15 protein-coding genes are annotated in these 14,273 nt (G+C 36.6%); 4 read left to right on the top strand and 11 right to left on the bottom strand.

The window, feature by feature from the left end; genetic code table 11:
• Window positions 1-28: 28 nt before the first annotated feature.
• Window positions 29-592, bottom strand: coding sequence for a peroxiredoxin (ahpC, locus tag H7A25_26335; protein MCP5503446.1), 564 nt, complete (start codon window positions 590-592; stop codon window positions 29-31).
• Between the two features lie 193 nt (window positions 593-785).
• On the opposite strand from ahpC, the gene H7A25_26330 reads away from it, so the two are divergent.
• The gene (locus H7A25_26330) at window positions 786-2,663 is read left to right on the top strand and encodes an adenylate/guanylate cyclase domain-containing protein (protein ID MCP5503445.1); all 1,878 of its coding nucleotides are present in this window, start codon (window positions 786-788) and stop codon (window positions 2,661-2,663) included.
• Window positions 2,664-2,668: 5 nt separating this feature from the next.
• Here H7A25_26330 and dnaB read toward each other — a convergent pair whose 3' ends face one another.
• Genes dnaB through H7A25_26305 form a run of 5 tightly spaced genes read right to left on the bottom strand, consistent with a single transcriptional unit; the run spans window position 2,669 to window position 5,568 of the window.
• Window positions 2,669-3,994, bottom strand: a complete 1,326-nt coding sequence (dnaB, locus tag H7A25_26325) for a replicative DNA helicase (GenBank protein MCP5503444.1) — start codon at window positions 3,992-3,994, stop codon at window positions 2,669-2,671.
• Window positions 3,995-4,017: 23 nt separating this feature from the next.
• On the bottom strand, window positions 4,018-4,479 hold the full coding sequence (locus H7A25_26320) for a 50S ribosomal protein L9 (protein ID MCP5503443.1): 462 nt from the start codon (window positions 4,477-4,479) through the stop codon (window positions 4,018-4,020).
• A 12-nt stretch (window positions 4,480-4,491) separates the two neighbouring features.
• Window positions 4,492-4,812, bottom strand: coding sequence for a 30S ribosomal protein S18 (locus H7A25_26315; protein MCP5503442.1), 321 nt, complete (start codon window positions 4,810-4,812; stop codon window positions 4,492-4,494).
• A 24-nt stretch (window positions 4,813-4,836) separates the two neighbouring features.
• A complete protein-coding gene (ssb, locus tag H7A25_26310; protein MCP5503441.1) occupies window positions 4,837-5,283 on the bottom strand; it encodes a single-stranded DNA-binding protein in 447 nt (148 codons plus the stop codon).
• Window positions 5,284-5,292: 9 nt separating this feature from the next.
• Window positions 5,293-5,568 carry a 30S ribosomal protein S6 gene (locus tag H7A25_26305; protein ID MCP5503440.1) on the bottom strand — a complete coding sequence of 92 codons (276 nt, stop codon included), beginning with the start codon at window positions 5,566-5,568 and terminating at the stop codon, window positions 5,293-5,295.
• Between the two features lie 175 nt (window positions 5,569-5,743).
• Between H7A25_26305 and H7A25_26300 the strand changes: the two genes are divergently transcribed.
• Entirely contained in the window at window positions 5,744-5,953 is a 210-nt protein-coding gene (locus H7A25_26300) for a hypothetical protein (protein ID MCP5503439.1), read from the top strand.
• Window positions 5,954-5,957: 4 nt separating this feature from the next.
• The gene (locus tag H7A25_26295) at window positions 5,958-7,088 is read left to right on the top strand and encodes an FIST C-terminal domain-containing protein (GenBank protein MCP5503438.1); all 1,131 of its coding nucleotides are present in this window, start codon (window positions 5,958-5,960) and stop codon (window positions 7,086-7,088) included.
• A 44-nt stretch (window positions 7,089-7,132) separates the two neighbouring features.
• Here H7A25_26295 and H7A25_26290 read toward each other — a convergent pair whose 3' ends face one another.
• From H7A25_26290 to H7A25_26280, 3 genes are read right to left on the bottom strand one after another with little or no spacing between them, the layout of a single operon-like run.
• Window positions 7,133-7,438 carry a hypothetical protein gene (locus H7A25_26290; GenBank protein MCP5503437.1) on the bottom strand — a complete coding sequence of 102 codons (306 nt, stop codon included), beginning with the start codon at window positions 7,436-7,438 and terminating at the stop codon, window positions 7,133-7,135.
• Between the two features lie 25 nt (window positions 7,439-7,463).
• The gene (locus H7A25_26285; GenBank protein MCP5503436.1) at window positions 7,464-8,675 is read right to left on the bottom strand and encodes a peptide MFS transporter; all 1,212 of its coding nucleotides are present in this window, start codon (window positions 8,673-8,675) and stop codon (window positions 7,464-7,466) included.
• Between the two features lie 50 nt (window positions 8,676-8,725).
• Window positions 8,726-9,283 (bottom strand): cob(I)yrinic acid a,c-diamide adenosyltransferase, encoded by a 558-nt coding sequence (locus H7A25_26280; GenBank protein ID MCP5503435.1) that lies wholly within the window; start codon window positions 9,281-9,283, stop codon window positions 8,726-8,728.
• Window positions 9,284-9,500: 217 nt separating this feature from the next.
• Here H7A25_26280 and H7A25_26275 point away from each other — a divergent pair, with 217 nt between their 5' ends.
• Window positions 9,501-11,846 (top strand): response regulator, encoded by a 2,346-nt coding sequence (locus H7A25_26275; protein ID MCP5503434.1) that lies wholly within the window; start codon window positions 9,501-9,503, stop codon window positions 11,844-11,846.
• On the opposite strand, the gene H7A25_26270 is transcribed toward H7A25_26275, so the two are convergent.
• A complete protein-coding gene (locus H7A25_26270; GenBank protein MCP5503433.1) occupies window positions 11,836-13,209 on the bottom strand; it encodes an anthranilate synthase component I family protein in 1,374 nt (457 codons plus the stop codon). The two genes, H7A25_26275 and H7A25_26270, sit on opposite strands and share 11 nt — an antisense overlap.
• On the bottom strand, window positions 13,196-14,089 hold the full coding sequence (metF, locus tag H7A25_26265; protein MCP5503432.1) for a methylenetetrahydrofolate reductase [NAD(P)H]: 894 nt from the start codon (window positions 14,087-14,089) through the stop codon (window positions 13,196-13,198). Before metF ends, H7A25_26270 begins: the two co-directional genes overlap by 14 nt.
• Window positions 14,090-14,273 lie beyond the last annotated feature (184 nt).

Raw genomic sequence — 14,273 nt, 5'->3', positions numbered from 1 at the left:
GGCTTAAATACCCGGGTTTTGTGGTATATTAGATTTTTCCTACAAGATCCAAACCCGGTTTTAAAGTTTTATTTCCGGGCTTCCATTTGGCAGGACAAACTTCACCTGCATGACCGGCAACATATTGAGCTGCTTGAACTTTTTTTACCATTTCAGAAGCATCTCTTCCGATTCCACCGTCTGTCACTTCCAGAACTTTTACCATACCTTCCGGATTTACCAGGAAAGTTCCCCGCATTGCGATTCCCTCTTCTTCAATCATGATTCCGAAGCCCCTGGTCAGTTTTCCTGTAGGGTCGGCTAACATCGGAAACTTGATTTTCTTAATTGTATCACTGGTATCATGCCAGGCCTTATGAACAAAGTGGGTGTCAGTAGAAACTGAGTAAACTTCCACACCTAACTTTTGTAACTCAGAGTATTCATCAGCCATATCACCAAGTTCAGTAGGACAAACAAAAGTAAAGTCTGCCGGATAAAATAAAAAGATAGCCCATTTACCCAGAACATCTTTATCTGAAACACTCTTGAACTCACCATTATGGTAGGCCTGTACTTTAAATTCCGGAATTTTATCACCGATTCTTATCATGGATTTTATTCTCCTCTTGCTTTAATTTATATTTATTATACGATATTTCTGCTTATTTGTAAAATAAATTATATCTATAATATGATAGGTTTTATAAATAACTATAAATGGAAAAAATTTTCAATGGAGCTCAGCATTTTCTCTGTCTTATTTCTTCCTCCTATAAAAAAATGGTTATATTCGGGAGTGCAAAATGAATCCACCAGAAATTATACAAAAAGAAAAAGAGATAATATGTAACGAAAGCCTGGACTATGAATTACGCCTTCAATTTGCTTACCAGGCTTCAGTAAATGAACTGATTTCTCAGCTCGATGAGGCACTCGATCTGAGCATACTGAATTCGGTGGAAGGGAAGAAGTTGAGCGAAACTATTATAGAAATCACAAAAGTTTTTTATAGAAAGACCTCACAAGAGCAGTTGATTCCTATAAGACAAATCAGTGCATTGGAATTCAATTATCAGGATTACCTTTCCCGTAAGTGGACATTTTGTATTGCAACAGACGGTTCGATACTCTCGGAACCTCCTCCGGAAGCAAATAAGATTCAGCATGAGTTAATCTGTCATACAGGAGATTCCTCCTATAAAGGTTTTGTGAATGCCTATGGGCCGGAACCGGGTCCCTTTGAAAAGGGTTATCTCTCTGCCTTTTGCAGGGTTTTGGATACCGGTATTAACAGTTTCAATATACATAAATTTAATCGAGAAAAAGATCAGCTGATAATGGCTCTGAATCGAATCAAGGAATCGAGTATAAAATCCAGAACTGAAAAGCAGGGCATGTTAATTCAAGAAATTAAAGAAAGACTTCGGTCTAAATGTGGGATTCTTTTCTTATTGAAAGACAATATTTCAAAGGATGCTTCAGAGTTAAACTCGGAAGACTTGGAGCCTCAGGCAAGGTTTCCGGATTCTTTTGAAATACAGGATTTAGCGGGCCTTCAAAAAATTGCCAAAAAGTGCATCTTAAATAATACCAAGTATATCATTGAGAGAAGAGAAGGAGGAGGCTATTATCTTGCAGTTGAATTATTTCTCCGGGAATCGGGAAAATTAGCCGGTGCTTTTTTAGTCCAGTTCGATGAGAAACCAGGGCATAATACCATTCACTTAGCTTTACAGGCTGCGGATGAGATCGATGATTTTTTAATTTTTAACCGGGAGATGTTAGAAGAAGTTCAACTCAGGGAAAAGATTATGAATGTCTTAATCCCGATGATAGGAGAGGATCAGAGTAAATTCATTCTCTCTGCTCATGATCCTAAGAAACTTTCTCAGCCTCAACAGAAATATGCGATTATCATGTTTTCGGATTTAAAAGGTTCCACCCGGACGGCTGACGTACTGATGTCCAGAGGAAAGGAGATTTTTGAGAAATATAAAAATCATAGGGAATCGCCAGAATACATTGATGAACTTGTAAAGCTCGAAAAATTGACGGAGAACTATGTTAAGTACATAAATTTTTACCTGGGTCTTTCCTCCCGTTCCGTATTAAAATTTGGTGGTGTTGTGGATAAGTATATCGGAGATGCAGTGATGGCAGCCTGGGGAGTCCCGATTGATGCACCCGATCCGATTTTTATTGCCAGAAGGGCTATACTGGCTACCGTATTTGCAAACCGCATGACTTTGAAATATAATGAGTCTATGAAACAAGAAGGATTTGAGGATCTGTTTATATTTCAGCAAAGATTTGTTCTTCATTGTGGAGAAGTTCTGGCCGGAATTTTTGGAACTCCTCTGCGTTTTGATTATACAATTATGGGAGCACCGGTAAACGAGGCTGCAAGAATTGAGTCCTTAGAGACTTCTGCACCGGGTAAGGTAACTTTTAGCCGGGAATTTTATAACCTGGTAAATGATTTCATTGAAGCAGACCATCTGGGTTCTTTTAAACTCAAAGGAAAAGAAAATCCTATCGACATCTATAGATTTAAAAAATTCAGGAATTCCAATATATCCGAGATAGCAGAAGAGTATATCGATAGAAGTAAAATTAGCATCAGTCATGCGGAGGATGAAAATTTTAAAGATTACCTTAGAGATGATTGGGATATAGATTAGTAAAATTAAATATTGTCGAATTTACTATATTGAGGTGAAAATAGCAAGTGAAATTGACCTGTCTGACCTGCCCGGTTTTTAGCAATAATAATTTCAGCTTTGTTAATCATGTCGGGGTTAAGCTCATCGGGAGATTTCACTTTATCTTCTCGGTATATGAATAGAACGATGTCCGCATCCTGTTCTATGGCTCCCGATTCTCGTAGGTCGGAAAGTTGGGGTCTTTGATCTTTGGTTCTGGATTCTATCGCCCTTGACATCTGAGATAGGGCTATTACCGGACAATTGGCTTCTCTGGCCATTTGTTTTAGATTTCTTGAAATAGAGGCTACTTCCTGTTGTCTACCTTCCCGGACAGTAGGATCACTCATTAGCTGCAGGTAGTCAACGACAATCAGGGAAGGCTGAACTCCTGAAGAAAGCAATTGTCGAATCCTCGCTTTAAATTCCCAGATGGAGAGAGTTCCGGTATCATCAATGTAAATAGAGGCGGAAGTTACATTAATAATTGATTTTAATAGCTTTTCTCTGTCGGAAGGATGGACCATACCGGATTTAAGGGCAGAAGAGTCGATTCGGGCGTCTGAGCATACCATTTTGATAAGAAGTTCTATACTGCTCATCTCAAGAGAAAACAGGGCTACTGTTTTTTGTTCTTTTAAAGCCACATTGGATGCTATATTCAGAGCAAAGGTGGTTTTTCCATAACCGGGTCGGGCTGCGAGAATGATCAATTCATGGGGTTTTAAACCGGTAGTCATTTCATCAAAGGAAGTAAAATGTGTTTTTTGACCGGAGATTCCTCCCCGCGTTTCAAACATGGTTTTTACATAATCGATTAATTCTAGTTTACTGTCTTTTACCGAACGAAGACCCCGACTTTGAACGGAGCGAGAAATATTAGAAAGCTTGGTTTCTATACTGGTAAAAAGTATTTCGTTTTCTTCCAATTCCTGATGCAGGGTTTCTATGGAGTTTTGAAGAATTTGGATATACTTTCTTCTATCAGAGAACTTTTTTATCCTTTTTGCGTAGTAATGAATGGGCTGGACGGCAACCGTGTCGCGAAACAGGGTAAGGATGTATTCCACTTCCCGAGATTCGTTCTTGAGTTTGCCCTTATCTTTCAGATTGTTGATTACAGCAATGGGATCAACCTGAAGGTTAATGTCTAAAAGCTCAATAATAGAGGAATAAATCGAACGGTGAAGTTCTATGAAAAAATCATCGGGGAGTAGTCCCAGATCATTTACAACACCAGCACCTTTGATGAATATGGAGCCAAGAAGAGTCTTTTCGGACTCGGGATCATATAATTGCTCCACACTCATCAGGAATTTAGTAATGGAAGATATTACTCTTCGCTGCTTCCACCTTCTTTAACAACTTTTAAGACAACATTTGCAAGAATTCCATCAGCCAGTTTGATTTTAATTTTATAATCACCCAGAGCTTTAATGTGTTCAGGAATTTCTATTTTTCTTTTTTCAATTTCAACACCCTGTGCACTGACTGCTTTTGCTACATCGATTGCAGTTACTGAACCAAAAAGTTTATCATTAGCTCCTGTTTTTACAGGAATCTCGATTACTTTTCCTTCAAGAGAAGATGCGATACTCTTCATTTCTTTCTTACGCTTTTCTTTTTTTAGTTCAGCTAATTTCTTCTGATGAACTGCTGTTTTTGTGTTTCCTTCATCTGCTCTTACAGCCAGCTTTTTTGGAAAAAGATAATTTCTTGCGTAACCGTTTGCAACTTCTTTAATATCACCTGCATCCCCAAGGTTGGGTACATCTTTAAATAAAACTACTTTCATTGTGTCTCCGTTTTATTGTACTTTGAAGGGGAGTAATCCAGCACTTCTGGCTTTTTTAATCTCACGGGATAGTCTTCTCTGCCACTTGGCTGAAGTACCGGTGATTCGTCTCGGAAGGATTTTACCCCTATTGGTAATAAATTTTTCTAATATATCAACTCTTTTATAATCGAGTGCTTCTGCCAGGGATTTATCGGCTGTGAATTTACAAACCTTTCTTTTGTACTTGGAGTTTTTCTTAAATCCCTTTCCATCCATGTCTTTCCCGCGGTAACCGCGTTCTTCATCCATTCCCCTATCATCTTTATCATCAAGATTCATTTCGTCTGACATTACTAAATCCTTATAAAATTATTTCTAAAAAATATCATCTTCATCTTCAGCATACATACTATCCGGAGGCATATCATATGATGTCTGTTGATTGCTGTAAGATGAACCCGAATTGTTTTCAGCAGAATTTTGTCCACCAGATTGGGAAGAACCCAGAAATTGAAAGGTTTCTACAAAAATCCTGACTTTACTGGCTTTTTTTCCATCCGGTGTTTCCCAGGTAGATTGTTTGAGCCTGCCTTCTATGGCTACCTTCGTGCCTTTTTTTGCATATTGCTTTAAAATATCAGCCAACTTTCCCCAGGCTTCACAATCGAAAAAATGGACTTCATCCTTTTTTTCTCCGTTACTTACATAGGTTCTATTATTGGCTATGCTAAAATTAGCCACACCCGATTGATTGATTACTTTAAACTCGGGATCGCGGGTCATCCGCCCAATGAGAATAACTTTGTTTATTTCATTTGGCATTGTGAAAACTTAAACCCTGGCTATCATGACTCTCAGGATTTTCTGGTTAATCTTACATTCGTGTTCGATTTTGGCTATACTGGAAGGTTCTGCGTTAAACTTTAGATAAGCAAAAAACGCATATTCTTCATGACCAACTTTGTGCCAGAGTCTTTTTTGTCCCCAATCTTCTTCAGCGGTTACTTCTGCTGAATTTTTAGATAAAATTTCTTTAATAGCACTTTTCCCTTCTTCAATCTCGCTGGCACTATCTCGTAAAAGCGCAGTCATCTCATAATTTCTCATCTATACATACTCCTAAAAACCATCAGGCAGGCATAATTTTCCTATAGAATGATCCATCTTCTTCAAAACAGTTTATCAGTCAACTAATAATACCAAAATATAAAAGAAAGAGAATTCAGAAATTTGATTTGCATCTATAAATCAAAATATATATCATTGAATAAATGGAGGAACTATGCCTGGAGAAGTTCAAACTTTATTGCGCAATTTTTATACTTCTAAGGGAATCAGCGAAGCCAACCTGAGTGGCAAGGCCAAAATCAGGGCCATTCGCATCAAGATTTCCTGTAGCGGTATCAACCTTGCAAATTTTACAAATGAGAGCAACGACCCACCAGAGGTAGTTGCAAAAGTTAAAAATATTATTAATAACCTGGAGACTTAATCTAATGCCAATAGTAAAAACTGTGTATTCTAAAGCTGCACTTGATTTACAAAAAATTATGGAAACGAATCCGGGTCTTATCATTGCATTTTATGGTCCCGATAGTGATGCAAATGGGATCTTTTCTACATTGAATGACTCAAAAATTCCGTTTATAGCCTGCTCTGATACGGGTAGATTTCTTGGAGATTCCTATCATCTGGAAGAGGATTCTTTTGTTGCTCTCGGATTTCCGAAAGAGATTTTTGATTCTATAGATATTATACATTATGATCTTTCCCCTGAAAAAAATTATGGAGAAATTAAAAAGGATGTAAAAGAAAAATATTTATCGTCTCTGAAAAATTCCGGGATTGATAGAAACTCACCGGATATGGAGCGAGAGTTTGTAATAAACTTATTATACGGTTTAGCTTCCGCAAATCCTGTACTCGAAGCTCAATCGGAGATTAGTTTATTTTTACAAACGGTAGGAGGAAGTTCCGGAGGGAAATTAGATTTTATTCATTCCGAAGTTATGACAAATGGAATGAAGGGTAAGATAGGGGCTTCTGCTATTATACGCCTAAAAAAAGACTACAAAATGGTAATCGATAGGATTTCCAGTTTTGAGCAGGTAAAAGGCAGTTTGAAAGTTACTGCCCTGGAGAATCCGAGACATATCCGGGAATTGAACGGAAAGCCGGCTCTTGATGAGTACCTTTCGAGCGTTGGAGAAACAAAAGATAATCTCTCGGCTTCTCTTTTTGCCAGGTATACTCTCGGAATTGAGCCCGGTGATGGTGAAAAGCTGATTACAAGTATTATGAAGGATGATGGAAAGGGTGGTCTTCTGACCTATAATGACCTGGTGGAAGGTACCGAATTGAATATTTATTCAGCCAAATCACAGGAAGCGGATAGGAAGTCGCAATTACAAAGTCTGAAGAGTTTAGAGCCTATCATTTACATTTCCTTTGATTGCGTACTCTGTTATCTTGCCAGAAATGCTATGGATGAGAAGGAGAAAATTGCTAAATTGTATAGCGAGAACTTACCGAATACAGGGGTGATGGGTTTCGGTACATTTAGCGAAAATATTTGTGGTGCGAATGTAAACCAAACAGAAACGTTTTTGGCTATTTACAAAGCCTGAGAATAGAGGAAGGGATTCGGGATTTTCAACATCCCGAATTCGATTTATTTTTTTATACTTTTAGATACATATTTATAAAGTTCATCAATCAGAAAATTGCAGATAATTGCATTTTCTGGACTTATAGGAATATGCGGATTTTCGAAAAGCCTTTCCTGTATTCGTAGTAATTTATAATTAATAAATTTTTCTTTTATAGTTTTGTTTTTATTATGGGATAAGCGTATATACATAATAAAAGCACCATCTTCCATATCCAGAATTTTGGTTGTCATATAAGCTTCTAAGAATACTTTCAGTTTTGCTTTCAAAGCTTCTTTATCCGGTATATAAACATTTTCTAAGCCCATTGAATTTCTCCTTAAACGTTTAAAACTATTTCATCATTTTCCTCAATCCCGGACTGAGTAGATAGATGAGACCTGTCATAAAAAAAGAGCTAATAATGAATATAGTAAAAAAAGTGGAAGGTGAACCGAACTCTTTCATATAACCGGAGAGTATCCCGGCTGAATAATGAGCTATTGCTGAAGATAAAAACCAGATCCCCATGAGAAGAGAAGCATATTGAATCGGAGCCATCTTGGATACCATAGAAAGTCCCACAGGTGAAAAGGAAAGCTCACCAAGAGTATGTAAAAAAATCATGAGTAAGACCCAGATGATATTTACTTTAGTTGTGCTGGGGTTCAGTTCGCTTGCACCATAAACCAATACAACAAAACCAAGTCCTAATAGAAGCATTCCCAGGCTAAGTTTACTCAGGGTATCCGGTTCTTTATTTTGAGTCCTTAAGGAATTCCATGTATAAGAAAAGAGAGGTGCTAAGAGTAGTATTAATATGGGATTTATAGATTGGAATATGGAAGCGGGAATGTTATAACCCAATACATTTCTATCTATATGCCTATCTATAAAAAGACTAATAGAGGAGCCGGCCTGTTCATAAGCAAACCAGAAGAAGATACTAAAAAATGCGAGGATACAAATTACAATAATATGTTTTTTTTCTTTTTCTTGCAGGGGAAGTTTTTCTGTATCAGACTTTACTGAAAGAGTAGGTGGCTCTTCTAAAGATGAGAGTCCGTACATGAATTGCAAAAGACCGAGTAACATTCCGAAAGCTGCAACTCCGAAACCATAATGCCAGCCAAATGTTTCTCCAAGGTAGCCGCAGAGTATGGGACCTATGGCAGCACCGAGGTTAATTCCCATATAAAAAATGGTAAAAGCGGAATCTTTTTTTTCAGGCACATGCCTGTATTGATAACCGAGTAGTGTAGAAATATTTGGTTTAAAAAAGCCATTACCCAGAACGAGTAGGCTGAGCCCTAAAAAGAAAGTAGGGATTGTATCCATGGCCAGGGACAGGTGACCGCAGATCATTAGAATCCCACCCAGGATAATGCTTTTAGAATATCCCAAATACTTATCCGCCAAATACCCTCCAAAAAGCGGAGTGAGATAAACAAGGCCGGTATAGCTACCATAAATTAGACCGGCGGTTCTGTCTGAATAATGAAGGGCTTTCACCAGGTACAGGATGAGTAGGGCACGCATTCCGTAGTAACTAAAACGCTCCCACATTTCGGTAAAGAAAAGAAGGAAAAGCGTTTTATTCTTCAGATCCGGCAATCTTATTTTTTATTCCTTGATATCCAGCGAATGTCTTCTTTTTGGTTTTCATGATTGGCATATCTTCCGCAAACAAATAAAAAATCAGATAAGCGGTTAATATAAGAAAGGTTAATCTCAAAAATTTCATGCTTACTTTCCTGGGCACGAACCATAAGCCTTTCGAGATTTCTACAAATCGTGCGACTCATGTGAAGAAAGGAAGCAGCTTGTGAACCTCCGGGAAGTATGAAATTTCTCATAGGTTCCAGGTGTGAAAGAAGATCATCAATTTTATGTTCAAGGTACAAGACATCAGTTTCCTGAATGGAAGGGCCGGTAGATTCTTCTGAACGATAGCCCGCAAGCTCAGCTCCGAGTTCAAAAAGTAGGTTTTGGGTTTCTAAAAGAGGCTCTTTTAGCTCAGAATTTTCGTTTAAAAAAGAGATAGCAAGCCCTATTGATGAATTTAACTCGTCTACTGTTCCGTATAACTCTACATAGTCATTGGATTTCGAAACCTTCTCGCCTGAGGCGAGCATTGTAAAACCTTTATCGCCTTTTCTTGTATAAATTTTCATAACCTGAATTTCACTAGTGTACTTAGCTGAAATTTGTCTACTTTTTTCTAATAAAAGTAGCTTTACTTTTTTAAAAAGAAATACTATCTGTAATCCGGTGTCTTATTTTATTAAAATAATACTCAGTTTGGTATTTTTCCTCTGTAGTTTTGCGGGCACTGCAAAACCGGTTATTGACTTTCATACGATTTATACTTCGGAATTGCAGGGTAAGCAAATGGCTTATCAGGCATATCTATTGGAGGACAAACAAAAAAATTTTAATTTTAAGGAAATACTTTTACATCCTGAAGATTATCCATTTTCACAGGTAAACAATGTAAGACATTTAAATCTTGGTTTTTCTAATTCTAAATATTGGATTTTATTTTTAATTCAGAATGATAATAAAGCGATTTTTAAAGGAAAAATTGAATTAAATAATCCTTTTATAGAAAAGGTTAATATTTTTATATACAATTTTACTAATCAATCTATACAAAAGCATAAAAAGGGTTTATTAAGGAGTAATACTGAACTATTTCCCTTGCATTCTTTTCGACTTGAAGCCGGTGAAAAGATTTTAATTCTTTATGAAATTCAATCTAATGTTAGTTTGAAACTTCCTATGAACCTTTATTCAGCAAGACAATTTAAAAAGGAATCCCGACAGAAAGCACATTTTTTGTTTTTTATTTATGGATTTCTTATCTCTATTATTGTATTTAATTTAATTCTTTTTTTTGTTATGAAAGATCGCTCTTTCATATATTTTATTTTTCTAATTATCTCTTTAGGATTTTATAATACCGGCTTTGACGGTATTTTACTATTTTATTTAAAACCTGAATATGGAAAATTTTATCTTCCTCTTATATTGATTTTTGCAAACTTGAGTTTTCTTTTCCTTCTATTGTTTACCAGGATATTTATGGGTATTAAGAAGGGTAGCAATACTGAGTATATCCTTAACTTTTCAATTGTATTTACCTTTTTATTTATTTTTTATGCTCTGTATAAGCCTACCGTAACGAATAAGATATTGTATCCCTGGAGTTTACTGATAAGTATTGAGGTTATTGTAATTTCTATAATTCAATATAAGAAAGGTTTTTCTCCGGCATTTATTTTTTTATTTTCTAATCTGGTTCTCCCTATTTCAATATTCATTCTTTCTTTAACTTCTTTTGGTTTTACTTCCTATAACTTATTCACAAAAAATATAATGAAGCTTAGTTATATATTACAGGCTTTAATTTTCACTATTGCTATTGCCAGAAGAATAAAGGTTTTAGAAAGTAATTTACAACACAATTTGCAGGATGAGATTCACAAACACGTAGTCCTTCTAAGGCATGAGGTGGAGGAAAAAGGTATTGCCCAGAATAAACTTATATTAGCAAAAGAAAATGCTGAAAATGCACTAAAAGTAAAAAGTGAATTTCTGGCTAATATGAGTCATGAGATACGAACTCCTATGAATGCTTTGATGGGCATGGCACAGCTTCTGGAAGCAACAGAGCTTTCGAAGGAGCAGATCGGATATTTAAATTATCTGAAGATAGGAGCAAAGGATTTATTGAAGATCATAAATGATATTTTAGATTATTCTAAAATTGAATCCGGTAAAATGGAGATTGAAAATATTGTATTCAACTTGAAAACGGCTATGCTGGAAATAGTGACCCTGTTTAGCTCGGAAGCAAAAAAACGTAATAATAAGCTAAGTCTTATGCCTATAGAATCTGAGGTTCCTGAATACATAAAAGCTGATTCAACCAGGCTAAAGCAAATTATCAATAACCTGTTAAGTAATGCTATTAAGTTTACAGAGAATGGAGAAATTTATTTACAGGTGAAATTAGAAAAGGAAGTGGAAAATAAATTATCTTTTAGTGTTATAGATACAGGGATAGGAATTTCTAAAAGTGATATTGAGAAAATATTTGATCCATTTACACAATCCGATTCGTCTATTACACGAAAACATGGTGGGACGGGTCTGGGTTTGAGTATTTGTAAGAAGCTTGTTAACCTAATGGGTGGAGAAATATGGGTGGAAAGTATGGTAAAAAAAGGCTCTGTGTTTTCCTTTTCTATTTCTTATGAAATGCCCGGTGACTTAGAAATAAGAAGTTACAGGTATTCTGAACAAAAAACTGGTGAGATAAAAAATATCAGGATGAGTACGGATATGAAAGAGCAAAGTATTATGATTATGGTAGCTGAGGATAATGAGATAAATCGTATCCTGGCAAAGAAAGTTTTTAAAAAAATGGGTTATTCGATTACTTTGGCCCAAAATGGTCAGGAAGTTTTAGAACTGATGGAGAATGAAAAGTTTGATATTATTTTTATGGATATCCAAATGCCTATTCTGGATGGACTTGAAACTACGGAACAAATTCGCAAGACTTATGGAGGTAGCTTTCCTATTATAATAGCCCTGACGGCGAATGCCCTGGCTGGAGATAAAGAGAAGTATTTAGCTAAAGGAATGAATGATTATATCTCCAAACCCCTTGAGGTTGAGAATTTGCAGCATATCCTGAAAAAGTGGGAAAAGATTTTACCTAATCGCTGACCGAAAATAACTTGTTGAAGCTATTTGCCTTGTAAATGGTTTCTCTATATTCTCCTTCAGGCTCAGACTCGATTGTGATAGCTCCTCCGGTATGGAAACTACAGGTCGAATTTTTAAGATAAGCAGTGCGAATCAAAATATTACTTACTAAACTTGTTTTATTAAAATAGGCTATACTACCCGTATAGATTCCTCTTTCTAAATTTTCTATCTCATGAATAATTTCCATACAACGTTTTTTAGGGCAACCTGTAATGGAACCCCCGGGTAAGCAGGCCAGTAATAAATCAATATAAGAATATTCTTGTTTAAGAATTCCTTCAATTACTCCCAATAGATGGTGTACGTTAGCAAAGGATTCCATTTTTTTTCTTTTTTTTACTTTTACAGAAGCAAATTTAGAAACTTTACCCAGGTCATTACGTAAGAGATCAATGATCATATAAAGTTCCGCTTGATCTTTTTGAGAAAAGTAGAGGGAACGTCTGTTGGCTTTATCTTTCTTTTTTTTGTTGGCTCTTTGTATAGTTCCTTTTATCGGTCTTGTTTCTATTTTTTTCCCTTCTGCATATAGGAAGGATTCCGGTGAATTAGAGACTACACATTCTTCCTCTAATAAAAAATAGGCTGAAAAGGGAGCCGGATTTATCTGGTATAATTTTAAAAATAAAGAAATGGGAGAACCGGAGAACTCTGCTTCGATTTTTCTGGAAAGATTGAGTTCATATACATTGCCACTGCGTATATAATCTTTGACCTTCTTTACTTTTTGTATATAAGTATTCTCATTTTCACTGGAGATAGGATTTTGCAATTTAAAGTTTTTATTAAAATTGAATTTTGAATTTTTTCTGAGTATTTTTCCAGGAATTTTATAGTTCAGTTGAATACAGGTTTTTGTACGAGTTTGAATATTATAAAAATAATAGGTATTATAGCAGGCGAGTATCCAGGCAGGAGAAGTGAATTCAGCATTGGATATTAAACCATGCAGGTATCTTCCATACTCATAGGAATAAAGCCCGGCAAGACAGCAATTTGAAACCGGGGCAGGGAATTCTGATGTATTAAAACTATCTAATATTTTCCTTTGAATGGAGCTTTCCTCCTCCTCAAGGAGGTAGCAGGAGGTTTTTTCTTTCACAAGAACGCCTTCGGCATTAAAGGAAAAAATTACATGAGGAGAAAAAGCAAGGACAGCCTGAAAATCGTTTTGGGTTTTAGATCCACTGCGAAAGAAAAAGGTATAATCATAAGCACCGTATATCTCCAGATCTTCCGTAAAATTCCCCTGCCAGAACTTTTCTTCTAAGGTGTAAGATTGAATTTCAAGACAGGGAAAATTCTTTTTAGCGGGAAACAAGAGCCTCTGAGTCTTTAATGCCTATAGATTCATATATTTTTATGGTGGAGCGGGAGCGATTCAGTGTGTAGAAGTGAATGCCCCGAACTTTATGGTCGATAAGGTCTCGAACCTGCTCGGTGGCCCAGTGAAGTCCAACTTTCTCTACATACTCTTCCGATTCGGCTCGCATCAAAGAACGCAAAAGCTTGGCGGGGACTCTGGAACCCAGGGCTAACTCTGACATCCGGCTCAGTCCTTTCATGGAAGTAACCGGCATAATTCCGGCTATAATCGGAACCTTTATTCCTGCAATTTCGCAACGTTCACAGAAGTCATAGAAGTCTGAATTATCAAAGAAAAGCTGGGTGCAGATATAATCGGCTCCTTCATCTACCTTACGCTTCAGATACTCGATTTCTTTCAAGCGATTGGGTGTTTCGGGATGACCTTCCGGAAAGCCGGCAACACCAACTCCCATGGAGGGAAAATGTTTTTTTATAAACGCTACCAGTTCATAGGCGTATAAAAATCCACCCGGTACAGGCTCGAAATGGCTCTGACCTTTGGGAGGATCTCCTCTCAGGGCCATGATATTGGTAATGCCGCTTTCTTCATATTTTTCGAGGATTTGTTTGGTCTCTTCTTTATTGGAACCCACACAGGTCAGGTGGGAAATAATCGTGAGATCTGTTTCTTTTTTCAGTTTTACCAGAAGATCATGGGTTAGTTGCCTGGTTGAACCCCCGGCTCCATAGGTGACAGAGACATAGCCCGGTTTTAAAGGCATCAGTTCGGCCATATTGGTATATAAAGACTGAGAAGCTTCTTCTGTCTTGGGAGGAAAGAATTCGAAGCTTAAACAGGGCTTTTTTTCTTCTAAAATCTTTGATATATGCATATATTGAATCTCTCCCTTACTTTGAGTCTCCTGATAGGGTTTATGTACCGGCTGCAAGGGCAAGTATTTTATTCTCGAAATGAAAATCTATCGTATATCCTTTTTAAGAGGTAATTTGTTTACTTTCAACTATATACCTTTTGTAAGTGCATAATCCCATTCCTAAGTGATAAAGAATACAAAA

The sequence above is a fragment of the Leptospiraceae bacterium genome (genome assembly GCA_024233835.1).
Taxonomy (GTDB): domain Bacteria; phylum Spirochaetota; class Leptospiria; order Leptospirales; family Leptospiraceae; genus JACKPC01.
The sequence above is the reverse complement of the archived record's forward strand: the minus strand, read 5'-3'. Positions and strand labels throughout refer to the sequence as shown.

Coding starts and splice junctions, on each gene's coding strand:
- H7A25_26285 (MCP5503436.1), bottom strand. CDS start 8,675: ATGTGGGAGCGTTTTAGTTACTACGGAATGCGTGCCCTACTCATCCTG.
- H7A25_26320 (MCP5503443.1), bottom strand. CDS start 4,479: ATGAAAGTAGTTTTATTTAAAGATGTACCCAACCTTGGGGATGCAGGT.
- H7A25_26305 (MCP5503440.1), bottom strand. CDS start 5,568: ATGAGAAATTATGAGATGACTGCGCTTTTACGAGATAGTGCCAGCGAG.
- H7A25_26300 (MCP5503439.1), top strand. CDS start 5,744: ATGCCTGGAGAAGTTCAAACTTTATTGCGCAATTTTTATACTTCTAAG.
- H7A25_26275 (MCP5503434.1), top strand. CDS start 9,501: ATGGCTTATCAGGCATATCTATTGGAGGACAAACAAAAAAATTTTAAT.
- ahpC (MCP5503446.1), bottom strand. CDS start 592: ATGATAAGAATCGGTGATAAAATTCCGGAATTTAAAGTACAGGCCTAC.
- H7A25_26295 (MCP5503438.1), top strand. CDS start 5,958: ATGCCAATAGTAAAAACTGTGTATTCTAAAGCTGCACTTGATTTACAA.
- metF (MCP5503432.1), bottom strand. CDS start 14,089: ATGCATATATCAAAGATTTTAGAAGAAAAAAAGCCCTGTTTAAGCTTC.
- H7A25_26280 (MCP5503435.1), bottom strand. CDS start 9,283: ATGAAAATTTATACAAGAAAAGGCGATAAAGGTTTTACAATGCTCGCC.
- H7A25_26290 (MCP5503437.1), bottom strand. CDS start 7,438: ATGGGCTTAGAAAATGTTTATATACCGGATAAAGAAGCTTTGAAAGCA.
- H7A25_26330 (MCP5503445.1), top strand. CDS start 786: ATGAATCCACCAGAAATTATACAAAAAGAAAAAGAGATAATATGTAAC.
- dnaB (MCP5503444.1), bottom strand. CDS start 3,994: ATGAGTGTGGAGCAATTATATGATCCCGAGTCCGAAAAGACTCTTCTT.
- H7A25_26315 (MCP5503442.1), bottom strand. CDS start 4,812: ATGTCAGACGAAATGAATCTTGATGATAAAGATGATAGGGGAATGGAT.
- ssb (MCP5503441.1), bottom strand. CDS start 5,283: ATGCCAAATGAAATAAACAAAGTTATTCTCATTGGGCGGATGACCCGC.